Origin of the sequence: Streptomyces sp. NPDC050161 (assembly GCF_044460025.1) — a bacterium.
Lineage (GTDB): Bacteria > Actinomycetota > Actinomycetes > Streptomycetales > Streptomycetaceae > Streptomyces.
The window spans coordinates 15,898-39,446 of sequence record NZ_JBITJM010000004.1 but is presented as its reverse complement, the minus strand read 5'-3'; the positions used below and the strand labels follow the sequence as shown (position 1 = coordinate 39,446).

At 71.0% G+C, this 23,549-nt stretch carries 22 protein-coding genes; 16 read left to right on the top strand and 6 right to left on the bottom strand.

Annotated features, from left to right (window positions below; all coding sequences use genetic code 11):
* Window positions 1-15: 15 nt before the first annotated feature.
* From ACIBK8_RS08050 to ACIBK8_RS08035, 4 genes are all read right to left on the bottom strand, one after another.
* Complete coding sequence (locus ACIBK8_RS08050; RefSeq protein WP_399040807.1) at window positions 16-1,554, bottom strand: aldehyde dehydrogenase family protein; 1,539 nt, start codon at window positions 1,552-1,554, stop codon at window positions 16-18.
* Window positions 1,551-1,961, bottom strand: coding sequence for an SCP2 sterol-binding domain-containing protein (locus ACIBK8_RS08045; protein WP_399040806.1), 411 nt, complete (start codon window positions 1,959-1,961; stop codon window positions 1,551-1,553). Before ACIBK8_RS08045 ends, ACIBK8_RS08050 begins: the two co-directional genes overlap by 4 nt.
* 43 nt (window positions 1,962-2,004) lie before the next feature.
* Window positions 2,005-3,663, bottom strand: coding sequence for a GMC oxidoreductase (locus tag ACIBK8_RS08040; RefSeq protein WP_399040804.1), 1,659 nt, complete (start codon window positions 3,661-3,663; stop codon window positions 2,005-2,007).
* Window positions 3,664-3,933: 270 nt separating this feature from the next.
* Window positions 3,934-4,617, bottom strand: a complete 684-nt coding sequence (locus ACIBK8_RS08035) for a TetR family transcriptional regulator (protein WP_399040803.1) — start codon at window positions 4,615-4,617, stop codon at window positions 3,934-3,936.
* Between the two features lie 275 nt (window positions 4,618-4,892).
* On the opposite strand from ACIBK8_RS08035, the gene ACIBK8_RS08030 reads away from it, so the two are divergent.
* On the top strand, window positions 4,893-5,924 hold the full coding sequence (locus ACIBK8_RS08030) for an esterase/lipase family protein (RefSeq protein ID WP_399040802.1): 1,032 nt from the start codon (window positions 4,893-4,895) through the stop codon (window positions 5,922-5,924).
* Window positions 5,925-6,094: 170 nt separating this feature from the next.
* On the opposite strand, the gene ACIBK8_RS08025 is transcribed toward ACIBK8_RS08030, so the two are convergent.
* Window positions 6,095-6,250 (bottom strand): hypothetical protein, encoded by a 156-nt coding sequence (locus ACIBK8_RS08025; protein WP_399040801.1) that lies wholly within the window; start codon window positions 6,248-6,250, stop codon window positions 6,095-6,097.
* Window positions 6,251-6,715: 465 nt separating this feature from the next.
* Here ACIBK8_RS08025 and ACIBK8_RS08020 point away from each other — a divergent pair, with 465 nt between their 5' ends.
* The 15 genes from ACIBK8_RS08020 (at window position 6,716) to ACIBK8_RS07950 (ending at window position 22,293) form a co-directional block, all read left to right on the top strand.
* Complete coding sequence (locus ACIBK8_RS08020; RefSeq protein ID WP_399040800.1) at window positions 6,716-8,275, top strand: AMP-binding protein; 1,560 nt, start codon at window positions 6,716-6,718, stop codon at window positions 8,273-8,275.
* Between the two features lie 12 nt (window positions 8,276-8,287).
* Window positions 8,288-9,802, top strand: coding sequence for a methylmalonyl-CoA mutase (locus ACIBK8_RS08015; RefSeq protein WP_399041213.1), 1,515 nt, complete (start codon window positions 8,288-8,290; stop codon window positions 9,800-9,802).
* 118 nt (window positions 9,803-9,920) lie between these two features.
* Window positions 9,921-10,370, top strand: coding sequence for a MaoC family dehydratase N-terminal domain-containing protein (locus ACIBK8_RS08010; RefSeq protein WP_399040799.1), 450 nt, complete (start codon window positions 9,921-9,923; stop codon window positions 10,368-10,370).
* A gap of 26 nt (window positions 10,371-10,396) precedes the next feature.
* Window positions 10,397-10,825, top strand: coding sequence for a hypothetical protein (locus ACIBK8_RS08005; protein ID WP_399040798.1), 429 nt, complete (start codon window positions 10,397-10,399; stop codon window positions 10,823-10,825).
* Complete coding sequence (locus ACIBK8_RS08000) at window positions 10,822-11,985, top strand: thiolase C-terminal domain-containing protein (protein ID WP_399040797.1); 1,164 nt, start codon at window positions 10,822-10,824, stop codon at window positions 11,983-11,985. The genes ACIBK8_RS08005 and ACIBK8_RS08000 overlap by 4 nt, the downstream gene beginning before the upstream one ends.
* Window positions 11,982-12,398 carry a Zn-ribbon domain-containing OB-fold protein gene (locus ACIBK8_RS07995; RefSeq protein ID WP_399040796.1) on the top strand — a complete coding sequence of 139 codons (417 nt, stop codon included), beginning with the start codon at window positions 11,982-11,984 and terminating at the stop codon, window positions 12,396-12,398. Before ACIBK8_RS08000 ends, ACIBK8_RS07995 begins: the two co-directional genes overlap by 4 nt.
* Window positions 12,395-13,498: an acyl-CoA dehydrogenase family protein gene (locus ACIBK8_RS07990; protein ID WP_399040795.1), complete on the top strand. Its 1,104-nt coding sequence runs from the start codon at window positions 12,395-12,397 to the stop codon at window positions 13,496-13,498. Before ACIBK8_RS07995 ends, ACIBK8_RS07990 begins: the two co-directional genes overlap by 4 nt.
* Window positions 13,495-14,682: an acyl-CoA dehydrogenase family protein gene (locus ACIBK8_RS07985; RefSeq protein ID WP_399040794.1), complete on the top strand. Its 1,188-nt coding sequence runs from the start codon at window positions 13,495-13,497 to the stop codon at window positions 14,680-14,682. The genes ACIBK8_RS07990 and ACIBK8_RS07985 overlap by 4 nt, the downstream gene beginning before the upstream one ends.
* Window positions 14,683-14,714: 32 nt before the next feature.
* Window positions 14,715-15,932 carry a CaiB/BaiF CoA transferase family protein gene (locus ACIBK8_RS07980; RefSeq protein ID WP_399040793.1) on the top strand — a complete coding sequence of 406 codons (1,218 nt, stop codon included), beginning with the start codon at window positions 14,715-14,717 and terminating at the stop codon, window positions 15,930-15,932.
* 160 nt (window positions 15,933-16,092) lie between these two features.
* Window positions 16,093-17,013, top strand: coding sequence for an SDR family NAD(P)-dependent oxidoreductase (locus tag ACIBK8_RS07975; protein WP_399040792.1), 921 nt, complete (start codon window positions 16,093-16,095; stop codon window positions 17,011-17,013).
* 43 nt (window positions 17,014-17,056) lie between these two features.
* Window positions 17,057-19,378 carry a CaiB/BaiF CoA transferase family protein gene (locus ACIBK8_RS07970; protein WP_399040791.1) on the top strand — a complete coding sequence of 774 codons (2,322 nt, stop codon included), beginning with the start codon at window positions 17,057-17,059 and terminating at the stop codon, window positions 19,376-19,378.
* A gap of 69 nt (window positions 19,379-19,447) precedes the next feature.
* Complete coding sequence (locus tag ACIBK8_RS07965) at window positions 19,448-20,326, top strand: MaoC/PaaZ C-terminal domain-containing protein (protein ID WP_399040790.1); 879 nt, start codon at window positions 19,448-19,450, stop codon at window positions 20,324-20,326.
* Window positions 20,326-20,826, top strand: coding sequence for a Zn-ribbon domain-containing OB-fold protein (locus ACIBK8_RS07960; RefSeq protein WP_399040788.1), 501 nt, complete (start codon window positions 20,326-20,328; stop codon window positions 20,824-20,826). The genes ACIBK8_RS07965 and ACIBK8_RS07960 overlap by 1 nt, the downstream gene beginning before the upstream one ends.
* Window positions 20,823-21,998 (top strand): thiolase C-terminal domain-containing protein, encoded by a 1,176-nt coding sequence (locus tag ACIBK8_RS07955; RefSeq protein ID WP_399040787.1) that lies wholly within the window; start codon window positions 20,823-20,825, stop codon window positions 21,996-21,998. The genes ACIBK8_RS07960 and ACIBK8_RS07955 overlap by 4 nt, the downstream gene beginning before the upstream one ends.
* A gap of 31 nt (window positions 21,999-22,029) precedes the next feature.
* Window positions 22,030-22,293, top strand: a complete 264-nt coding sequence (locus tag ACIBK8_RS07950) for a hypothetical protein (RefSeq protein WP_399040786.1) — start codon at window positions 22,030-22,032, stop codon at window positions 22,291-22,293.
* A 58-nt stretch (window positions 22,294-22,351) separates the two neighbouring features.
* On the opposite strand, the gene ACIBK8_RS07945 is transcribed toward ACIBK8_RS07950, so the two are convergent.
* Window positions 22,352-23,527, bottom strand: a complete 1,176-nt coding sequence (locus ACIBK8_RS07945; protein WP_399040785.1) for a thiolase family protein — start codon at window positions 23,525-23,527, stop codon at window positions 22,352-22,354.
* Window positions 23,528-23,549 lie beyond the last annotated feature (22 nt).

Sequence of the window (23,549 nt, the reverse complement as noted above, 5' to 3'; positions counted from 1 at the left end):
CACCAGCAGAGGTGGTCAGTCGGGCGGGGTGCCGAGCACGAGGCTGTACAGCTTTCCGTCGAGGCCCCCGGACAGGTCGTACGAGATGAACTTGGCCTCGGTGTACTCGTCGAGCGCGCCAGGACCGCCCTCGCGGCCCAGGCCGCTCTGCTTGACGCCGCCGAACGGGTACTCGGGCGGTGCCAGATGCCAGTCGTTGATCCACACCATCCCGGATTCGAGAGCCTCGGCGACGTCGAAGGCGCGTCGCGCGTCGCTGCTCCACACCCCGGCGGACAGCCCGTACTCGCTGTCGTTGGCGAGGGCGACGGCTTCCTCGTCGGTGTCGTAGGCGAGGACCGCGACGACCGGGCCGAAGACCTCCTCCCGGGCGATCCGCATGTGTGGGCGAACGTCGGTGACGATGGTCGGCTCGACCCAGAACCCCCGCTCGAATTCCGGCCCTTGGGGCACTGATCCGCCGTACGCGACGGTGGCGCCCTCGGCACGGGCGCTGTCGATGTAGGCGAGGATGCGGTCGCGCTGGGCTGCCGAATGCACCGGGCCGAGGTCCGTTTCGTAGTCCATGGGGTCGCCGATGCGCAGCGTCTTGACGCGGCCGATCATGCGGGCGACGAAGGTGTCGTGCAGGGAGCGTGGCAGCAGCAGCCGGGTGCCGGACTCGCAACCTTGGCCGCTGTGGGCGAGGAACGCGAACAGCGCACCGTCGACGGCGGTGTCCAGGTCGGCGTCGTCGAGAACGATGTTCGGGCCCTTGCCGCCGAGTTCGAGGGTGACCCGCTTGACGGTATCGGCCGCGCCGCGCATCACGGAGCGCCCCGTCTCCGTCGACCCGGTGAAGGCTATCTTGCGGACGTCGGGATGCGTGGCGAGCCGTGCGCCGACGCTCTCGCCCTCGCCGGTGACGACGTTCAGCGTGCCCGGCGGGAGCCCCGCGGCCTCGAACTCGCGGGCAAGTTCGAGCACCATCAGCGGCGCGTTCTCGTCCGGTTTGACGACGACGGTGTTGCCCGCGCCGAGCGCCGGGAAGATCTTCCAGACGGCCAGGGGCAGCGGGATGTTCCACGGCACGATCGCCGCGCAGACCCCGATCGCCTCGCGCCGCACTCGGCCCGAGGCGAGCACCGGGCCGACCAGAGGGCCGCCCTGCTCGAACTCATAGCGGGCCGTCAGATCAGCGAGGTACTGCATGTGCGGCAGCGCCGCACCGAAGTGCATCGGTTCGGCGAGCCGGATCGTCGCCCCGATCTCGCGGGCGTGCAGCTCGGCGAGTTCGACGGAGCGTTCAGCGAACCGGTCGGCGACCTTGCGCAGCACCGCGGCGCGCTCGGCGGGCGGAGTCAGGCGCCATGTGCCTGCCTGGTGGACCGATGTGGCGACGGCGACGGCCCGGTTGGCGTGAGCGACGTCACCGCGGGCGACGGTGGCGACCAATTCCTCGGTGGCCGGGCTGCGGATCTCGAAGTGTTCGTCCGTGTCGACCCATTCTCCGCCGACGAACATGCGGAAGTGTCCGACGGTCGTGCTGCCGTTTGTCGAGTGAAGGACCGTCATTTCGTCTCCCCTGCCTGCTCCTTGGCGGCGATGAGCTCGCGGTAGAGGGGGAAGACGGGCTTGGCGGCGGGCAGCACCTTGAGGATCTTCGCGATGGGTCCGCGGGCGCGGGCCTCCCCCTTGGCGAGGCCGAGGGCGGCGTTGTACTCGCCGCGCCAGAACCGATTGCCGTTGTCTGCGGTCATGCTCAGATGAATGTCCGCCGGCAGGTCGCTCTGCCCCTCGATGATCTCGACGCCTTCGGCGCGCAGCCGCAAGGTGAGGGTGGCGGCCGGGTCGCGGTACTCGATGCGCAAAGTCGCGCCGACGGCGCGCAGGCGCGGCCCGGCCTCGGGATGGTCGGCGGCGAGGCGGAAGGCCCCGCCGATGTATCGGTAGACCTCGGCGGCATCGGCGAAGTACGGCATGGAGCACCCTTCCGGGGAAGTGAAGGCGACGGAGGTACGGAGATCAGGGCGCGGCCGGCGTCTCATGGCCGATCCCGCCCTCCTGGTGGGATCCGTCCTTGGCGGGGACGGCGGCCATGGCCCGCTCGGCGAGTGCGGTGATGGTCAGGCTGGGGTTGGTGCCGGGGTTGTAGGGCACGGCAGCGCCGTCGGTAACCAGAAGGTTGTGGTAGCCGAAGGCGCGGTGGCGGCTGTCGATGACGCCGGTGTCGGGGCTGGTTCCGATGACGGCCCCGCCCAGGATGTGAGCGGTGAAGGGGACGTTGAACGGCTCGGTGGCCCAGATCTGCGGAATCGCGTCGTACTTCTCGGCGAGCCGGCGTACGAACGCGTATATCTCGGGCAGGAACGTGGGGTTGGGGTGGTCGGGGTCGGGCCTGGTGGTCAGTCGTACGCCGCGACCGAGGAGGCGCCGTCGGGCGACGAACCTGAGCGCGCCGTCCTGCGTCCACATGCCACCGATGAGCATCGAACGCCTCGACCAGCCACGGGGGTTGGCGGAGCGCAGCAGGTCCACGGGGTGACGCAGCATCTCCTTGAGCAGGCCCAGCGGCCGGGTCAGCCGGCTGCCGTCGCCGCTGAGCGGGACGAACAGCAGCCCCATCGAGTCGGCGGCGCCGCCGTAGCCGACCGGCTCCAGATGCATGCCGTCGGTGGCCTGCAGGCTGCCGGAGATGGCGACGCCCTTGCTGAGATCGGCCTTCGGGTCGCGCGCGGTGATCGCGCAGATCGACTCGGCGTTGGTGCGCACGTCCTGGCCGAGTCGCTCGCTCAGTGCGGGCAGCGAGCCGCGGTGGCGGCAGGCGGCCAGCAGCCGGGCCGTGCCCACCGCGCCCGCAGCGACGACCACCCCGCGGGCGCGCAGTACCCGCGTGCCGCGGCGCACGGTGGAGCCGGGGCGGCGGGCGGTGATCACGTATCCGTCCGAGCCGTCGGTGGCGCCCAGCGGGGCGAGGTCGGTGACCTCGCGGTCGGGTTCTATGCGTACGCCACGCCGTTCGGCGAGCCACAGGTACTTCTTGTCGAGGGTGTTCTTGGCGCCGACGCGGCAGCCGACCATGCAGCGCCCGCAGTCGGTGCAACCGGTGCGCTCAGGCCCTTCGCCGCCGAAGTACGGGTCGGGGACGGTGACGCCCGCTTCGCCGCGGAACACGCCGATGCGGGTGGCGTGGAAGCGGTCAGGCGGCAGGCCGAGGTCGGTGGCGGCGGCGCGGGCCATGGCGTCGCGCGGGGAGGCGATGGGGGTGTCGACGACGCCGAGCATCCGCTCCGCCACGGCGTAGTAGCGGTCCAGATCGACATGTTCGCCCACCGCTGCGTCGAGGTGCTCGCGGAACGCCTCGCCGGCCCGGTACAGGGTCTGGGCGTAGACGAGGCTGCCGCCGCCGACCCCGGCGCCACTGATGATCGACACGTCACGGAAGGCGCTGACCCGCAGGATGCCGCGTATGCCGAGCCGTGGCATCCAGAAGTAGCGGCGCACATTCCAGGTGGAGGCGGGAAGTTCGGAGGTCGGGTAGCGGCGTCCGGCCTCCAGGACACAGACCCGATATCCGCGCTCGGCAAGTCGCAGGGCGGCCACGCTGCCACCGAAGCCGGAACCGATCACGACCCAGTCGTAGTCGAAGCCACCTTCGGGCTCTTGCCCGGTACGAGATCCCATGCGCATCCCTTGTTCGTGGCGCCCGTCAGGTCGCACGCAGACCGTGCGTGCGGTCAGTGTTCAGCGAATAACAGTCTCTGTTCGTCCGAAACTCTCGTCAAGAGGTCGGCACACCCTGACGGGCAGGATCCACCGGGTTCACCGGGCGAACAGTCAGTCGTCTGCCGGCTCCCGCTCGCTCACCGAACGTTCCTGCCCACGCGAGCTGTTGAGGAGTCCCCAGGTCCTCGACGTCCGAGCCGACCCGGGGCGTAACGCGGTCCGAAACGGTCAGGAGGTGGCCGCCGCCGCGAGGCAGGTGCGGACCGTCTCGGCGACCTTGCCGTCGGGATCACTGAGCCGGGCGAGTGCCGTACGGCGGGTCAGGAGGCTGCCGAGAACCAAGTCGACGAAGGAGGAGCCGATTTCGTCGACGCTGTTCTTGCCCTCGGGGTCGAACCACGTCCAGGCCCACTGCGCCGAGCCGAACAACAGAAGGCTCTGCATGGGAACGTCCGTCACGCGGAACACGCCGGACGCGGCTCCGTGCCGCATGACGCCACGGACCAGTTCCACGTACTCATTGCGCAGCCGGTCGCCTTCCGCGTGCATCTCCTGCCCGGCCAGGCGGACACTCTCGCGCTGGAAGGCGACGGTGGCGTGCCGGTCGTGCACTTGGTAACGCACGAACGCGTAGAGAAGTCCGGCCAGTTGATCGGCCGGACTGGACAGGCATTCAAGGATGCGGTGGGCCTCGGCGAGGCGGCGCTGCATGTACGACTCGTGGAGTACGGCGAGCAGCCGGTCCTTCGTGCCGTAGTGGTGCACGATGGTGCCCTTGGAGATGCCGAGCTCTTCGGCGATGTCCCCGAAGTTCGTGCCGTCGTAGCCGGATTCGGCCACCCGCCGGGTGAAGGACTCCAGAATCTGCACCGACTTGCCCGCAGCCGGGATGCCCCTGCGCTTCGTGGCCACGTTCCGCTCCTGCCCGATCCGCCCGTTCGCCCGCTTTGGGGATGGCCCAGGCTACCGCGCGGTCCTGTCGTCCGTACCGCCGAGGCGCTCGGTCCGGCCGTGTGTGCAGTACGGCGCGACGAGCCGGCCCGTCTCAGCCCGCTCGGCGGCGGCCGGCGGCTGGCCTCGGGAGGGGACCGGTGCGCCGGGAGGCCCGGAGGTTCTTTGGTGACCGTACGCACGGTCAGCTATTTGTGACATGAACGTTGACTGTACGGTCGGTCAATTCTACGGTGATGCGCGCCACAGCCCACGACGAAGTGAGGCATATCGTGATGAAAACCATCAGGCGGGTCGCGACCGTCGTCGCAGCCCTTGGCGGCGTGCTCGCCGGATCCCTCACCCCACTCGCCCAGGCGGACACAGCCGGCGAGGGGCCACCGCTCACCCAGCCGGTGTCCGCGATGCGTGCTGCGGTGTCCTGCGACCCGTCCGTCACCCCGTCGTCCGGCAAGCAGGCGGTGCTTCTGGTCCACGGTATCGGGGGTCGGCCCGAGGGCTATTGGGACTGGAACTACCAGCGTGCCCTGCCCGACGAAGGGTATGGAGTCTGCACCGTCGCCCTTCCCGAGCGCGGACTCATCGATCCGGTGATCTCGGTCGAGTACGTGGTGTACGCGGCCCGGTATGCCTACGAGCGCTCGGGGCGCAAGATCGCGCTGATCGGGCACAGTGAGGGCGGCTCGCTCGTCACCTGGGCCGCGAAGTTCTGGCCCGACGTGGCCGCGCACGCCGAGGACGTCGTCACTCTGGCCGGGGTCATGCAGGGCACCGGGCTCGGGAACACGCTGTGTGCCACGAACTGGTGCACCAAGGCGGCCTGGCGCGCCAGTCCGGACTCGCACTTCATGCGCGCCTTGCAGGAGGCGCCGATGCCCGCGAACACACCGGTGACATCGATCTACACCACCTTCCTGGACGAGGTGGTGTACCCGCAGCCCAGGGCGAGCACGCTGCCCGGCGCGGCCAACATGGCATTGCAGAAGGTGTGTCCGGCACGGATCGCCGACCATGTCACGATCCTCGGTGACTCGGTCGGCTACGCCCTGACTCTGGACGCGCTCAAGCATCCGGGGCCCGCCGTGCCGTCACGTCTCGACAACAAGCTGTCGTTGTGCCTCAACCCGTTCATGCCGCGAGCGGTTCCCCCCAGCCCGACCGAGGTGGCCAAGATCGCCGCGGCGCTGGTCGACGGGCTGCTGATCGGCGGGGACAAGGTGGGCGTCGAACCGCCGCTGCCCGACTATGCGGCACCGTACGGAAGTTGACCCGGCAGCTCGGCGATCGACCGAGAGGATCCGCCGCACAGGCCGAGCCGCGGCAACTTGCCCCTGATCCGGCGGGGGATGTCGCGCACCGGCGGGCCGTGCTCCCTGTGTTCAGGCCGGCGACTGCGTGGCGCCGATGGCTGGCACCGGCGGGGCGGCGAAGCCGTGCTTCACGCCCCGGGCTGCCCATTGGCCGGGGCGTGCCACTGTGCGAGAACCGCCCGTAGGGCGGTGACCAGGCACAGGGGCCGGTCGAGCATGACGTGATGGCCCGCATCGGGGATCTCGATCACGGGAGCGGCACGCCCCAGCTTGCCGTGGATCATGCCCCCCATCGACGCCGGAACCAGCCCGTCCGCACTGCGGACCAGGGCTGTTCGGCACGCGAACGGCTTCAGTACGGCCCTCGGCATCGGTGGACTGGCGAAGATCCGCTTGCCGACTTTGCCCTGTCCATCGGGGGCTTCGTCAGTTCGATGACGGTGGCGGATTCCGTCACGGACGGGTCAGGTCTCCGCGCCTTCGCGGCCCGGTGGGCCGGTGCGGTGCGAAGGCGGCTCCCGTTCCTTCGACGGAAGCACTGGTTCGAACGGCCTGAGTGTGCGTGACGGGTGCGGTGGGAGCCGGAGGTTGCGGGGAGCGAAAACGTCCAGGAGAAGGGGTTGCTCTTGGTCTCGGGAGCGCTCAAGATATTCGGACGAAGAATGTCTGTAAATCTTGCGCACGGACATCGCATGACAGGTTCCACGTCGGCGCGCACGCCGTGGCAGGTGACCAAGGGATGGCCGCACATGGATGTTGGATCGCTGGTGACACGAGCCGCGCGCCGCTTCGCGGACCGGACGGCCCTCGACGGACCGCAGGGCACGCTCACCTTCGCCGGCCTCGGCGACCGGGTGCTCAGGCTGGCGAACGGGCTCCTTGCCCTGGGCCTCGCACCGGGTGACCGGGTCCTCGACCTGCAGGGCAACAGCAACACATACGTGGAGACGGACCTGGCGATCCGCGCCGCCGGACTGGTCCGGGTAGCACTCAACCACCGTCTGCACGTGGCCGACTGGGAGCGCATAGCCGCGGACTCGGGAGCTCGGGCGCTGCTCTATGAAGCCCGCTGGACGGAGCAGACCGAGTCCCTGCGCGCGGGCCTGCCGCACACCGTGGTGATCGGCGACGGCCCCGGCATCCCCTACGCGCAGCTGATCGCCCGCTCCTCATCCGCGCACCTTCCCCCAGTGGCGCCGGACTCGCTCTGCGGGTTGCACTACTCCAGCGGCACCACCGGGTACCCGAAGGGAGCGCAGCGCACCCACCGCAACTGGTTCGCGTCCGTCGTGAACATGACGCACGACGTGCTGGGTGGCCCCCCAGCCGCAGCCGACGCGTATGTGCACGCCGGGCCGATCACCCACACCAGCGGCCTGTTCCTGCTGCCGTTCCTGGTCGCCGGAGCCCGGCAGATCGTGCTGCCCTCCTGGGATCCACAGGACTTCCTGGAGGCGGTCGCCGAGCGTGGTGGCACGCACAGTGCGATGGTGCCCACGATGATCGCCCGCCTGCTGGCCGCACCGGGCGCCGACCTGCAGGCGCTGAGCGGACTGAAGATGCTCGGGTACGCGGGCGCCCCCATGCCTGCCGAGCAACTCCGCCAGGCCTACGAGAAATTGACGCCCCATCTAGTTCAGTACTACGGACTTGTCGAGGCGATCCCGCCGGTCACGCTGCTTGACGCGGCCGACCACGCGCGCGCCCTCGACGGCAGCCCCGACCTGCTGCGCAGCGCGGGTCGCGCCGCGCTCGGCGTCGAGCTCGCAGTGGTCGACGACAGCGGGCAGCGGGTCGCCCCGGGTGAACTCGGCGAGGTGGTCACCCGCGGCGATCACGTGATGAGCGCCTACTGGAACGCGTCGGGCCGAGCCGACCTGGCCAAGTCGGTGGTGGACGGCTGGCTGCACACCGGCGACATCGGACACCTCGACGAGGACGGCTACCTGTGGCTCGCCGACCGCAAGGGCGACATGATCATCTCGGGCGGCTACAACATCTATCCGCGCGAGGTGGAGGAGGTCGTCGCCCAGGTGCCCGGCGTCGCCGAGGTCGCGGTGCTCGGCCTTTCCGACGACGACTGGGGCCAACGGGTGGTGGCCGTGGCGACGCGGCAGACCGGGGCGGAGCTCACGGAGCGGGCGGTTCTCGACCACTGCCGAGCGCACCTGGCCTCGTACAAGAAGCCCAAGCAGGTGCTGTTCGTCGGCGAGTTCCCGGTCAACTCCAACGGGAAGATCGCCAAGCGGGTCCTGCGTGAGCGGCTGGAGCAGGCCGGGCGTCCCGGCCGGCCCGGAAGCGGGGTGTGAGTCGTGCCGCAGATGCGTACCGACTACGCGCCGGCCGGTGCCGAACGCGCGGGCCAGTACCCCTTCACCCGCGGCATCTCTTCCGATCCCCAGCCGTGGATCATGGGGCAGTACGCCGGTTTCGGCACCCCCGCGGAGTCCAACGCCCGCTTCCGCAAGCTCCTGGACGCCGGGGTGACGGGGTTCTCCGTGGCCATGGACCTGCCGACCCAGATGGGCATCGACTCCGACGACCCGCGCGCGGCCGGCGAGGTCGGCCGGGTGGGCGTGGCCATCGACTCGCTCGCCGACATCGAGATCCTCATGCGGGACATCCCGCTCGGTGAGATCACCCAGGTCCGCACCACCGCGAACTCCATCGGCTACGTCTGGGCCGCGATGTTCCTGGTCCTGGCCGAGAAGCAGGGCGTCGACCCGAACACCTTCGGCCTGACCATCCAGAACGACGTCCTCAAGGAGTTCATCGCCCGCGGCACCCAGATCTTCCCGCCCGAGCCGTCTCTCAGACTCGCCGCCGACGTCATCGAGCACTGCGTCCGGCACGTGCCGCGCTGGGTGCCGCTGACCATGAGCGGCTACCACATCCGTGAATCCGGCGCCTCGGCCGCCCAGGAGATCGCCTACACCTTCGCCAACGCCCGTGCATACCTGGACGAGTGCCTGGGGCGTGGGGTAACCATCGATGAGATCGCCCCGTCCCTGATGACCTTCCTCGCCATCACCACGGACTTCCTCCCTGAGGTCGCCAAGTTCCGCGCCGCGCGCCGGGTGTGGGCCAAGCTGATGCGCGACACCTACGGTGCCGAGGACGCCCGCTCCCAGCAGTTGAAGATCTTCGCCTTCACCGCAGGCTCCTCGCTCACCGCGCAACAGCCTCTCAACAACGTGGTCCGCGCCTCCCTGGAGGCCACCGCCGCCGCCCTGGCCGGGGTGCAGACCATGCACGTCTCCGCGTACGACGAGGCGCTCGGCGTCCCCACCGAGGCAGCCGCCACCCTCGCCCTGCGCACCCAGCAGGTCGTCGCCTTCGAGTCGGGCCTGACCACCACGCTGGACCCCTTCGGCGGCTCCTACGCCGTGGAGGCCCTCACCGACGAGGCGGAACGCGAAATCGACGAGATGAGCCGCCGGATCGAGGACCGCGGCGGCGCACTGCGCTGCATCGAGTCCGGCTGGTTCGCCTCCGAACTCTCGGAATCCGCCTATGAGTTGGCGCAGTCCATCGACAGCGGTGAGCGCACCGTCGTCGGCGTCAACACCTTCCGCAGCGAGGCCGAGCCGCTGGAGGTCTTCAGCATCGACCCCGCGGCCGAGGCCGCCCAGGCCCGCTCGGTGCGTGAACTGCGCGAGCGTCGCGACGGCGCCGCGGTGCGCCGGGGCCTGGGAGCCCTGCGCGACGCCGCCGCAGCACGCGAGAACGTCATGCCGGCCACCATCGAGGCCGTCCGCGCCTACGCCACCGTCGGCGAGATCGTCGACGTGCTGCGCACAGAGTTCGGCACCTGGAAGCCGTCGTCGAACTTCTGACGGACCCCAGGCGCGCAGGGGCGCCGTACGCGTGCGGCTGCACGCAGGGCGACGCGCGCAGGGACGGCGCGGCCCGGAGCCACGCACCCATAGAGCAAGGACACAGGAGGAAAACCCCGTGGACATACCGCTGTTGACCGACGAGGCGCGCGGCTGGGTCGGAAGGGAGTTCGACATGCCGCCCTTCACCGTCACCGAAAAGGACATCCGCAAGTACGAGGCCGGGCTCGGCAACGAGGTTCCCGAACATCCCGACACCGCACAACCTCTGCTCTACACCGCGCTGGTGCGCCCGATCGCGCCGGTCGCGGAACTGAGCGCCGACGGGCTCACGGAGGACCGGCGCGCCCCAGTCGGCGAAGGCCGGGTGATGTTCGGCGGGATCGACGTCGAGCTGGTGCGCCCACTGGTCGTGGGCGATCAGGTGCGTGGCCGGCGTCGACTGGAGTCGCTGGAGGAGAAGTACGGGCGGCGCGGCCCGTTCGTCCTGGCCACCTGGCGCACCGAGTACGTGGACGCGGCCGGCGAACCGGTGATCCGCGAGACGTCCACCCAGATCTTGAAGTGACACAGCATGAAGTGAGGCCCCACCCCATGACCACCACGTCCTCGATATCCGTCGGCACGCAGCTCCCCGCTCTCGTCCGGCAGCCCGATGCCACCCAGCTGTTCGTCCACAGCGCCGCGGCCTGGAACGCACACCGCATCCACATCCACCGAGAGCAGGCCCGAGCCGAGGGCCACCGCGACCTTGTCGTGCAGGGTTCGCTGCAGGGCGCCTGGCTCGCCGACCTCGCCGCCTCTTGGGCGGGCGAGCACGGCCAGGTGCGCCGGGTGCACTTCCGTAACACCGGTACCGCGTACGTCGACGAGAAACTCACCGTCTCCGGCGAGGTCACCGCCGTGCGCACGCTGCCGGACGGCTGCACCGAGGCCGAGTTGGCACTGCAGGTCGTCGGTCCGGGCGGAGTCACCGCGAAGGGCGGCGCGACCGTCGCCCTACCCGCCGGGGAGCAGCAGTGAGTGCTGTCATCAGTGGCGTAGGGGAGACGGACTACTCCAGGAAGAGCGGCCGCACCACCACCCGCCTGGGCATGCAGGCCGCACTGGCCGCCGCGCGCGACGCGGGCATCGACGCGCGCGAGATCGACGGAGTCGTCGGCTTCCCGCACTCGCTGAGCTCCGAGGACGTCGCCGCCAACCTCGGCCTGCACGCACTGCGGTACAGCGTGACCGTCGCGATGGGCGGCGCCGGCTCGGTGGCCGCGCTGGGGCACGCCCGGCTCGCCGTCGAATCCGGGGCCGCCCGGCACGTCCTGATCCTGCGCGCGCGCAACGGCTGCTCCGGCGGCCGCATCCACGAGCGGCCCTCGCAGCTCCCGGCCCAGCACTTCCGCACCCAACTGGAACACCCCTACGGCTGGAACACCGCCGCACAGCGCTACGCCATGATCTGCCGACGCTACCTGCACGCGTACGAACTGACCCGCGAGCAGCTGGGCGCGGTCGCCCTCGCGGCCCGAGCGCACGCGCAGCTCAACCCGCGCGCGATGACGCACGGCCGCGAGCTCACCATGGAGCAGTACCTGGCCGGACGGATGATCGCCGACCCGTACCACCTTTTCGACTGCTGTCTGGAGACGGACGGCGCCTGCGCGGTCATCGTCTCCGCGCGGGCCGCGACGGACGGGCCGCCACCGGTGCGCATCCTGGGCGTCGCCGAGGGCCGCCCGCGTACGCCCGACGACCTGACCAACCGTCCGGACCTGCTGGCCATCGGCCTCGCCCCGGCCGCGGCCGCCGTCTGGGAGCGCACCGGCCTGGCGCCCGCGGACATGGACGCCGCCATGGTCTACGACTGCTTCACCTTCGAAGTCATCCACCAGCTGGAGGCGGCCGGCTTCGCCCCCGAAGGCGGTGGCGGGAAGCTCGCCGCGTCCGGTGCCATCCGGCTCGGCGGCTCGCTGCCGGTGAACACCCACGGCGGGCTGCTCTCCGAGGGCCATCTGTCCGGCCTGAACCACGTCGTGGAGGCCGTGCGCCAACTGCGCGGCGGCCTCGGCGGTACGAGCCTGGGCGCGCGGCAGATCGAGGGAGCCCGGCATGTCGCCGTCACCGGCTGGGGCGACTTGGGCGACGGCTCCTTCGCCGTCCTGGCCAACGAAAGGGGTACCGCCCGATGAGCACCCGACCGCTGCCCGACACCGCCGATCCCGAGTTCGCCCCGCACTGGGCCGGACTGCGCGAGGGCCGCCTCCTCGTACCGCGCTGCACCGGCTGCGGACGGCACTCGTGGCCGCCCCGTCCGCTGTGCTCCGCCTGCCACGCCGACCGGGCCGAATGGAGCGAGGTCGCCGACCGCGGCGCCGTCTACTCCTGGACGCTCGTCGGCCACCGCACCCTGCCCGGCTTCGAACCGCCCTACGCCGTGGTGCTGGTGGAGACCGATGCGGGCGTGCGCCTGCTCGGCGCCTTCACCGCGGACAGCGGCGAGCTGCGCATCGGCCTGCCTGTCACCGCTGTCTACCAACGGGCCGACGACGCGGGGACGACGCTCCTTGCCTGGGCACCCGTAGAAAGGACCGCAGACGCATGACCGTCCGCATCCCCGCTTTCGCGCACGACGACGGCGACATCCGCCGCGCCCTGCGCGACATGCTCGATTCCTGTTCCACGTCCAAGGATGTGCGCACCGCCGAGAGCACCGGCACCCGCCACGACCCGGCCCTGTGGACCCAGTTGACCGAGGGGTCCTGGACCTCCCTTGCGGTGAGTGAGGAGCGCGGCGGCGTCGGTGGCACCGCCGCCGACCTGCACCTCGTCCTCTTCGAGTTGGGGCGGGCCGCGGCACCCGCGCCGGTGCGCACCGCCGCCGTGGGCACCGCCCTCTTCCTGGACCACGCCTTCCCCGACTCCGCACGCGCCACGGAACTTGCACGTGCGGTGTGCGCGGGCGAGATCCTGGTCCCCGCCGTGGAGGAGAACGGCAGCCCCGTGCCCGTGTACGACGCCTCCGCCGGGACGGTGACGGGCCGCATCCCTCTGGTGCGGGACGCGGCCGCCGCCACCGGCTTCCTGATGTGCGCAGACGACGGCACCTGGCTCACCGTCCGCGCCGCCGACGTGGAGATCCGCCACCAGCCCAGCCTCGGCGAGGACAACCAGTACGCCCTCACCCTCACCGCCGCCCCCGCCGAGCCGATCGGCACCGACCCGGCCGCATCGCGCACCTGGCGCACCCTGCGCTGGTTCGCCGAGGCGTGCTGGATTACCGGGCTTGCCTCACGGGCCCTCGACATGGCCGTGGCGCACGCCGGCGAGCGCGCCCAATTCGGCCGACTCATCGGCACCTTTCAGGCCGTCCAGCACCTGCTCGCCGACTGCGCGATCGGCCTCCAGGCCACCACCGACCTGTGCCGCGCCACTGCCCTGGCCCTGGACGTGCACGGCGCGGCCGGTGCCGAGGCGCACGCGAGTGCCGCCGAGGCACTGGAGGCCGTCCGGCTGCACGCCCGCACCGTCACCCGCAACACCCATCAAGTGCTTGGCGGCGCCGGCTACGTACAGGAACACGACCTGCCGCTGTACACCCGGCGCATCCGCTCGGCCCTGCTGTGGGGCGCGGACGGCGAGGAACTGCGCGAACTCGTCCTGGCCCACCGCCACCCGACCGCACCGGAGGAGAAGGCCGCATGAGCCTGGCCGTCTACAGCGAGCAGGACGAGCAGCTGCGCCGCGAGGTGCGCGCGTTCCTGACCGAGACCTGGGACGAGGAACGTCAGCTGGCCGCCCTCGTCGAGCAGCACCACCATCAGGACCACATCCCGCAGGAGTGGGAGCGGGAGTTCTGGCGCGAGTTGGGCAGGCGTGGCTGGCTCGGCCTTGCCATACCTGCCGAGTACGGCGGGAGCGGCGGCACCGCGCTGCAACGGCACCTGCTCACCGAGGAGATGAGCTACATCGGCGCGCCCTACCCGCGCGCCGCCACCTCCATCGTCGCGCCCGCCCTCCTTGACCACGCGGACGAGGAACTGAAGCGGCGCTTCCTGCCCCGCATCGCCCGCGGCGAGATCAACTTCTGCCTCGGCTACAGCGAGCCGGAAGCCGGCACCGACCTGGCCTCCCTCACGATGCGCGCCCGCCGCGAGGGCGACCATTACCTCGTCAACGGCATGAAGCTGTTCACCAGCCGCGCGCATCGCTGCGACTACGTCTACCTGGCCGTGCGCACCGACGGCTCGGGGAAGAAGCACGACGGCATCACGCTCCTCATCGTCGACCTGGCGGACGTGGTGATCGAGCCGCTGCCCACCATGGACGGCCGCACCAACATCACCTACTACGACGAGGTGCGCGTGCCCGTCGCCCACCGGATCGGCGAGGAGGGCAAGGGCTGGGCGTACCTGAGCGGCGCGCTCGGCCTGGAGCGCATCGGAGTCTTCCCCATCGGGCATATCCGCCGTTGCCTGGAAGAGGTCGTCAAGCTCGCCCGGCGCCCCCGCCCGGACGGCCGCGTCCCGTTCGACTCGCCCGCCGTCCGGCAGGAACTGGCCGGATCCCAGGTGGAGTTCGCCGCGATCCAGGCCATGGTCGAAGGCGCGCTCACCCGTGCCGTCGTCGACGGCGACCTGCCCGGCTTCGCGGCGGCGCAGGTCAAGACCGCCGTCACCGAGTACAAGCAGCGTCTGGTCGACCTGGCCGGCACCCTGCTCGGCCCCTACGGGCAGCTGATGCCCGGCGCTGTCGACGCCCCGCTGGAGGGAATGGTGCCCCAGTTGTGGGCGGACGCCATCGTCCACACCTTCGGCGCCGGCACCAACGAGATCCAGCGCGACATGATCGCGCAGCGCGGGCTCGGTATGCCCCGCAAGAGCCGCTGACCCCGCCGACCATCCCTGTGAGGAACCCTGCCATGACCACGACCGACGCGCCGCTGTCCGGCGTCACGGTGCTCGACCTCAGCCACGTCTACGCGGGCCCGTACGCCACCCTGATGCTGGCGCAGGCCGGGGCGCGGGTCGTCAAGATCGAGCCGCCGGCCGGCGAGCACCTGCGCCGCCGCGGCGCCGTCCCGGGCCCGCGCTACGCCTTCGCGATGCTCAACTCCGGCAAGGAGTCCCTCGCCCTCGACCTCAAGAGCGCCGAAGGCATCGCGCTGTTCAAGCGCCTGGTGATCGCGGCCGACGTGCTCGTGGAGAACTTCACCCCCGGCGTCATGGACCGGCTCGGCATCGGCTGGGACGCCCTCAAGGAGATCAACCCCCGCCTGGTGTACGCCCAGTCCTCCGGCTACGGCACCACCGGCCCTTACGCCACGTATCCGGCGATGGACCTGACCGTGCAGGCGATGGCCGGTGTGGTCTCGGCCACCGGGTACCCCGGCTCCGACCCGGTCAAGTCCGGCGCGGCGGTCTGCGACTTCTCCGCAGGGATCAACCTCTACGGCGCGATCACCACGGCCCTGTTCCGGCGCGAGCGCACCGGGCGGGGCGGCCGCGTCGAGGTCTCGATGATGGAGTCCGTGTTCCCGATGCTGATGTCGTCGCTCAGCTCGCACTACTCCACCGGTGAGGAGGTGGAGCGCGTCGGCAACCAACACCCCGGCCTGTCGGTCGCCCCCTACAGCGTCTTCGCCACGAAGGACGGCCATATCGCGATCACCTGCGAGGGAGACCACCACTGGCGCGCGCTGGCCGTCCTGATGGGCCGCCCCGAGCTCGGCGAAGACGGGCACTACGCAGGAGTCAAGGCCCGCGTGGCCCGCCGCGAGGAGGTCGACGAACTGGTCGCCGAGTGGACCGGAACCCTGACCAAGGAGGAGGCGTTCGAGCGGCTGCGCGCTGCGAAGGTGCCCTCGGCCCCGGTGCGCACGGTCGCCGAGGTCGCGTCCGACCCGCACCTGGTCGCGCGCGGCTACCTCTACCCGCAGGACCACCCCGAGCTCGGCCCGATCACCGCCATGAGCTCGCCGATCACCTTTGAGGACTCGGACGGCCCCGCCCGCTCCGCCCACCCTCTGCACGCCGACGCAGAGCGCCTGCTGCGCGACCTGCTGGCGGTCGGCGTCGAGGAGTACGTACAGCTCGCCGCGACCGGGGCGTTCGGGACACAGCCGAAGAGCGCCGGCTGAGTCCGTACGGGCCGGCGATGGCGTCCGGGCCATCCCTGGGCGGCCACACCATGCGAATGACCTCACAGATCCCTTTACAGACGATTCTCGTCTGCATTAACGTGCGGACACATCTCAGATCGACAACTCCCCACCCCACGAAGAGCGGAAGGAAAGTGCCATGGGCTCTCTTGAAGGCAAGGTGGCTGTCGTGACCGGCGGCGGTCGAGGCATCGGCGCGTCGATCGTGCGGCGCTTCGCGGCCGAGGGCGCGGCAGTGGTCGTCAACGACCTGGGCGCCACCGCCGACGGCCAGGGCGGCGACGCGGGCCCCGCGGACCAGGTCGTCAAGGAGGTCGTGGCGGCCGGCGGCCGGGCGATCGCCGACGGCGGCGATGTCGCCGACACCGCCACCGGACGGCGGCTGATCGACACCGCCGTCTCCGAGTTCGGCAAGCTCGACATCCTGGTCAACGTCGCGGGCATCCTGCGCGACCGCATGATCTTCAACCTCAGCGAGGAGGACTGGGACGCGGTGATTCGCGTCCACCTCAAGGGTCACTACTCCACGGTGCGGCCCGCCGCGCAGTACTTCCGCGAGCAGCGCAACCCCGACGCCAACTACCGCATCATCAACTTCTCCTCCATCTCCGGCCTCGACGGCTCACCGGGCCAACCGAACTACGCAGCCGCCAAGATGGGTGTCGTCGGCCTCACCTACTCACTCGCCCAGGGCCTGGCGAAGTACGGCGTGACCGCGAACTCGATCTCCCCGGGAGCCGCCACCCGCCTCACCGGCACCGTCCCCGAGGGGAAGCGCGCCAACGTCCGCAACGAGGACGACCCGAGCCGCTCGCCCGACAACATCACGCCGCTCGCCCTCTACCTCGCCTCCGACCGCTCCCGCTGGCTGACCGGCCGTACGCTGCGCGCCTCCGGCTATGACGTCGGCCTGTACAACAACCCCGAAGTCATCCGTCAGCTCAGCTCCACCGGCCCGTGGGACCAGGAGCGGCTCGCCGACCTGATCGAGGGCAACTTCCGCCCCGTCGCCGACGGCCTGCCGCCGAGCATCTTCGCGCGCCAGCTCGGTCGCAACTGAGCAGAGCCGCAGGTACCCGCACCCCCTTGGATGAGGAGGCACGATGCCGCACGTCCTGCAGGGCCTTCAAGCCGTCGACCTGACCGAGCGCACCGCAGGTCCGCTCGTCGGAATGTTCCTCGCCGACTTCGGCGCCGAGGTGGTGAAAGTGGAGCGGCCGGGCGGTGATCCGGCCCGCAGCCACCCCGGATTCGCCGTGTGGAACCGGGGAAAGAAGAGCGTCGTCGTCGACCCGGCCGACCCCAAGCGGCGCGATTGGCTGCGCAGGCTGGTGGAGGGCGCCGACATCTGCCTGGTCAGGGACGAAGCGGCACTGGCCGGGTTCGGCCTCGACGCCGCGGCCGTGCGTCGTGCCAACCCCCGGCTGGTTCTGGTCTGTGTGCCCCCGTACGCCGCGTCGGGTGCCCCCTGGTTCGGTGGCGAGGAGTCGCACGGGCTGCTCGGCGCGGCCTCCGGCATGGCATGCCGCCAGGCGTCCCTCGATGGTGACCCGGTCGAGTGGGTGATGCCTCAGTACCTCTACGTGCAGGGGGTGTGGGCGACCGCCTGCACGGTCGCCGCGCTGCTGGAGCGGGAGAGCTCCGGGCGCGGCCAGCAGGTCACCGTCACCGGCCTGAACGCGGTGGCGACCGCGGCTGTGAGCATGTACACCGTCACCGCCGACAGTGCCGACCCGAACACCGCTGTGGGCCTCGGCGGCCGCCACCCCACCTACACCCGCCACCTAGCAGGCGACGGCAAGTGGCTCGGCTGCGGCGGCCTCGGCGTCAAGTTCGAGACGAAGGTCCTTCAGGCCCTCGGCCTGAGCGGGATGCTCGACGCGCCACGCATGGGCGGCAGTGTCGCCGGGCTGCTCGACCCGGCCAACATCGACTGGGCCACCGCCCGCATCAAGGAAGTCTTCCTCACCCACGACCGCGACCACTGGCTGCGCGTACTCACCGAACTCGGCATACCCTGCGGCCCGTTGCAGGACTCCCAGGAATGGCTGGACCACCCGCAGCCGCAGGCGATCGGGCTGCGCACCGAGGTGCAGGACCCCGAGCGCGGCACCGTCACGATGCCGGGTGTGCCGCTCACCCTGACTCGCACCCCGGGCCGGGTGGCAGGAGCCGCCCCCGAGCTCGGAGCACACGACGCGGAAGCGGACAACCTGCCGCGGCCCAAGCCCGAGGACGCACCGGAACCACCGGCACGCCTGGCCGCCGGCCCGCTGGCCGGCTACCGCATCGCCGACCTGGGCACCTTCGTCGCCGCCCCCTTCGCCGGGCACCTGCTCGCCGAACTCGGCGCCGACGTGGTGAAGGTCGAGCCCGTCGACGGAGACCCCTTCCGCGCCACCGGCTACACGTACAACCGCGGCATGCGCAGCCTCGCCCTCGACCTGCAGTCGTCGGACGGCCAGGAGACCTTCCACCGGCTCGCCGCGACCTGCGACGCCGTCCTGCACGCGCTGCGTCCTGGTGTCAGCCAGAAGCTGCGCCTGGACCACACCTCACTGACGGCCGCCGCCCCCAGCCTTGTCACGGCCTCCCTCTCCGGGTACGGCGAGGGAGGACCACTGGGCGAACTGCCTGGCGTGGACATGGTGATCCAGGCGATGGCAGGAATGATGAGCCGTCAGGGCGGCGACGGTGAGCCCGTCTCCAACACGCTCGCCATCATCGACACCACCAGCGCCGCCATGGGCGCCCTCACCGTCGTCCTCGGCCTGTACCACCGCGCGCGCACCGGCGAGGGACAGCGCGCCTGGTACTCCCTGGTCGGCACCGCCACCTACCTGCAGAGCGACGCCGTGGTCCGCTACCCCGGCCGCCCCGCCCCCGAGACCGGCAGTACCGACCACCGCGGCCACCACCCCCTCGACGGCCTGTGCCGCACCGCCGACGGCTGGATCCGGATCGCCGCCGCGGACCCCGCATCCGTCACCGGGCAGCAGCTCACCGAGGCCGGAATCCCCCTGGACCACGGCCTGTTCGCAGCCGACCCGACCGGTGCGGTCCGGCAGGCACTGGCCGGCCTGAACAGCGAGCAGGCCGTTGACGCCCTCACCGTCGCGGGCATCCCCGCCGTCCGCGCCCGGAAGATCACCGAGGTGCTGCGCGACGAGGACCTGCTGCGTGAGGAGTTCGTCCACGTACGCCCCTGTGAGGACGGCCCCGCGATCATCGCCCCCGGCCGCTACGCCACCTTCAGCCGCACCCAACGCACCGGCCCTCTGCAGGTTCCCGGGCCCGGGGAGCACAGCCGCGCCCTGCTGGCATCGGCGGGGCTTGCGGCGGAGCGCGTGACAGAGCTGCTCAAGGCGGGTGTCGTCCGCGAAGGCGGCCCCATGCCCCAGCGCCTGGCGCCCCTGTACCGCTGAGTCACCGCAGGACCCCGTCAGCTGCTGCCCATCACGCCGCATCACCCTGGCAGAAAGTGAGCCCCACCCATGTCCCTCAACCTGGCCGCGGTTGGACAGAGCGTCGACGCCGGCTCCCTCAGCTGGGACTCGTCCGACGCCATCCGCTACGCCCTCGGCGTCGGTGCCGGGGCCGAGGATCCCACCGCGGAGCTGGCGTTCACCACCGAGAACACCGAGGGCGTCGCACAACAGGTGCTGCCCACCTTCGGCGTGGTGCTCGGCGCCCGCGAACGCCGCCCCGAGCTGGGCGACTTCAGTGGCACCCGGATGCTCCATGCCGAGCAGTCCCTGGAGCTGTTCGGCCCGCTGCCGGTCTCCGGCACCGCCCGCACCACCGCGACGATCCTCGGCTTCGACGACAAGGGCGCCGACGCCCTGGCGCACATGGAGCTGACCCTCACCGACGAGTCGACCGGGCAGAAGCTCGCCGTCTCCCGCAGCACTGTCTTCGTACGCGGGGAGGGCGGATTCGGCGGCGAGCGAGGCTCCAGCCCGGCCTGGCAGCGGCCCGAGCGGCCCGCCGACGACGCTGTCACCTACCGCACCCGCACCGACCAGGCGCTCCTGTACCGCCTGAGCGGCGACCGCAACCCCCTGCACTCCGACCCCGGCTTCGCCACCCGAGCCGGCTTCGAGCGGCCGATCCTGCACGGTCTGTGTACCTACGGATTCACCGGACGCGCCCTGCTCCACAAGGTCTGTGGCGGCGACGTGGCCCGCTTCGGCCGCATCACCGCGCGCTTCGCCTCCCCGGTGGCTCCAGGCGAGGAGCTGACCGTCCACATCTGGCGGGACGACGCTCCGGAAGCCACTGCGGCCGCGGGCATCGAGACGTTCCGCTTCCGGACCCGGGCCGGTGACCGCATCGTCCTGGACCGGGGCACCTTCACCACCAGGAAGGCCTGATGAACACCACCACCCCTGCGGGCGCGGTGAAGCCGTTCGCTCACGCACCCGAACCCACCCCGGAGACCCTCCCGTTCTGGGAGGGGGCCCGTGCCGGAGAGCTGCGCATCCAGCGCTGTCGCAGCTGCGCGCGGCACTACTTCGACCCACGCCCGCACTGCCGTCACTGTGCCTCCGCCGACACCGAGTGGACCCGTGTCAGCGGCCGTGCCCGGCTGGTCTCGTACATCATCAACCACCGGCCCGCGCCCGGCTTCCGGGACTACTCGCCGGTCATCGCGATGGTGCAGCTCGACGAGGGCCCGACCCTGATGTCCAACATCGTGGGCGTCGAACCGCTCCCGGAGAACCTCCCCCTCGACATGCGGCTGGAGGTCCGCTTCGAGGAGCGGGGCGAGGCGGTCCTGCCGGTCTTCGCACCGGCCGCGCCCGCCACCGACGGGCCGAACACCGTCGCCGTTCCCTCCGGCAGCGAGCAGACCAGGCAGGTGACGGCATGACGACCACCACGAGCACGCGTCCGCGCGGCATGCACGGCGGCACGGTCGCCGTCGCCGGCGCCGCCGAGACCACCGAGATCGGCAAGCGCCCTGACACCTCTGTCCTCGGCCTGCACATCGAGGCGGCCCGTAACGCCCTGGCCGACGCGGGTCTTGCCCCCGCCGACGTCGACGGCGTCGCCACCGCGGGCCCCAGCCCCATCGACGTCGCCCACCACGTCGGCGTCACCCCCCGCTGGCTGGACGGCACCGCGGTGGGCGGCTGCAGCTTCCTGAGCCACGTCCGGCACGCGGCAGCCGCCATCACGGCCGGGGCCGCCGAGGTTGTCCTCGTCACACACGGCGAGTCGGGCCGCTCGCAGGTCGGCCTCCCGGGCCGGGCCCGCTCCGCATCCTCCCCGCCCGGGCAGTTCGAATGGCCTTACGGTGCCATCGCCCCGTACATGAAGTTCACCGTGCCCGCCCTGCGCTTCCTGCACGAGCGCGGAATGGGCCGCGAGGACCTCGCCCAGGTCGTCGTCGCCCAGCGCGAATGGGCCGCTAAGAACCCACGGGCGTTGCGCCAGGACCTGGTGGGCGTGGAGGACGTGCTGGCTGCGCCGATGATCGCGTACCCGTTCTCCAAGGACATGTGCTGCCCGGTCACCGACGGCGGCGGCGCCCTGGTCCTCACCAGTGCGGAGCGCGCCGCGGACCTGCGCCGTCCGCCCGTGTACCTGTTGGGCTCCGGGGAGTCCGCCGAGTCGACGCTGGTCTCCCAGATGTCCGACCCGGGGTCCTTCGGCGCCTCCCGCCGCGCGAGCGCCGAGGCGTTCGCCACCGCGGGGCTGAGCCAGGGCGACATCGACCACCTGATGATCTACGACGCCTTCGCTCATCTGCCCCTGTACGGCCTGGAGGACACCGGCTTCGTGGGGCACGGGGAGTCAGGCGCCTTCATCGCCGACGGTCACACCCGCCCGGGAGGCAGGCTGCCGGTGAACACCAACGGCGGCGGCCTGAACTACACGCACACCGGTATGTACGGCATGTTCGCCATGCAGGAGTCGATCCGGCAGCTTCGGGGCGAGGCGGATGCCCAGGTGCCCGGCGTGCACACCAGTTTCGTGCACGGCTACGGGCTGTTCTTCTCCGCCGCCACGAGCCTCGTCTTCGCCAACGAACGGCACTGATGCACAAACCCCACGTGGGAAGTTGTGACGCATGACGTCCACAGGTGTCGGCCGGCCCGGCCGGCCCGCCGACCCGGACATCGAGCCCCGCGTCATCGCGGCGACCCTCGACGTCTACGGCGCGGTCGGCTGGGCCGGCGTCACCATCGTGCACTACGTGCTGATGGCGACGCCGGAGCGGCGCCGCGCTCTGCATGAGGCCCCGGATCCGTTCATCGAGCGGGTCATCTCCTTCGTCCTGTCCGGCACCTCGCGGATGCGGTCCGTGGAGGTGGCTGCTGGTGTTCCTCAGTGAACACCAGCAGCCACCTCGGTTCGGAGAAACGCCCTGGTCGAGTCCGGGCGGCTGCTTCTCACAGCCGTTCGAGCAGTGTGGCGTTGGCCATCCCCCCGCCCTCACACATCGCCTGCAGCCCGTAGCGGATGCCCTGGTCGCGCATCCGGTGGACCAGCGTCGTCATCAGCCGTGCACCTGACGCGCCCAGCGGATGCCCGAGCGCGATGGCACCGCCGTCGGGGTTGAGGCGGCGGTAGTCGGCCCCCAACTGCCGCTGCCACCCCAACGACACAGACGCGAACGCCTCGTTGATCTCGTAGGTGCCGATCGCCTGGAGGCTGAGGCCAGAGCGTTTGAGCACCTTCTCCGTGGCCGGGATCGGGCCCTTGAGCATGGTGATCGGGTCGACTCCGACCACGGCAGTGGTGTGGACGCGAGCCAGTGGCCGCCAGCCGTGCCGAGCGGCGACTTCGCCGGTGGTGACGAGCAGGGCGGCCGCACCGTCCGAGATCTGCGAAGAATTGCCGGCCGAGATCACCCCGTGCTCTTTGAACGGGGTGGGCAGTTCGCGCAGCCGCTCCGGAGTGCCGCTGCGCCGCACTCCCTCATCAGCGGTGACCTCCCCCGTCGTGCCGTCTTCCCGGGCGGGCGTCGCCACCGGCACGAGCTGCCCGGCGAAGCGGCCCTCGTCGATGGCCCGTGCCGCCCGCTCATGCGAGTCGAGGGCGTGCCGGTCCAGGTCCGTACGGCTGAGCCCGAACTCCTCGGCGATCATCTCCGCGCCGGGGCCCTGCTCGAAGTACGGCTGCCCGTAACGCTGTTCCACCTGCGGTCCGAACGGCGCACCGAGCTGGCCTGTGCCGCGCGCCGACCACATCGGGATGCGTGACATCGACTCCACGCCGCCCGCGATCACGATGTCGTGCTGCCTGGAGACCACCGCTGCCGCGGCCATGTGCACAGCCTCCTGCGAGGACCCGCACTGCCGGTCGACGGTCACGCCTGGAACCGACTCCGGCCAGCCCGCAGCCAGAACCGCCGCCCGCGCGATACACGCCGACTGCTCACCCGCCTGCGAGACGCAGCCCCACAGCACGTCGTCGACGAGCGCGGGGTCGAGCGCATTGCGCTCGGCGAGCGCCCCGAGGACAAGGGCCGACAGGTCGACCGGATGGACACCGGAAAGAGCACCGCCGCGCTTGCCCTTGGCGATCGGCGTCCGTACGGCATCAACGATCACTGCATCATGCATGCTGCTGCTCCTGGAGTGGACA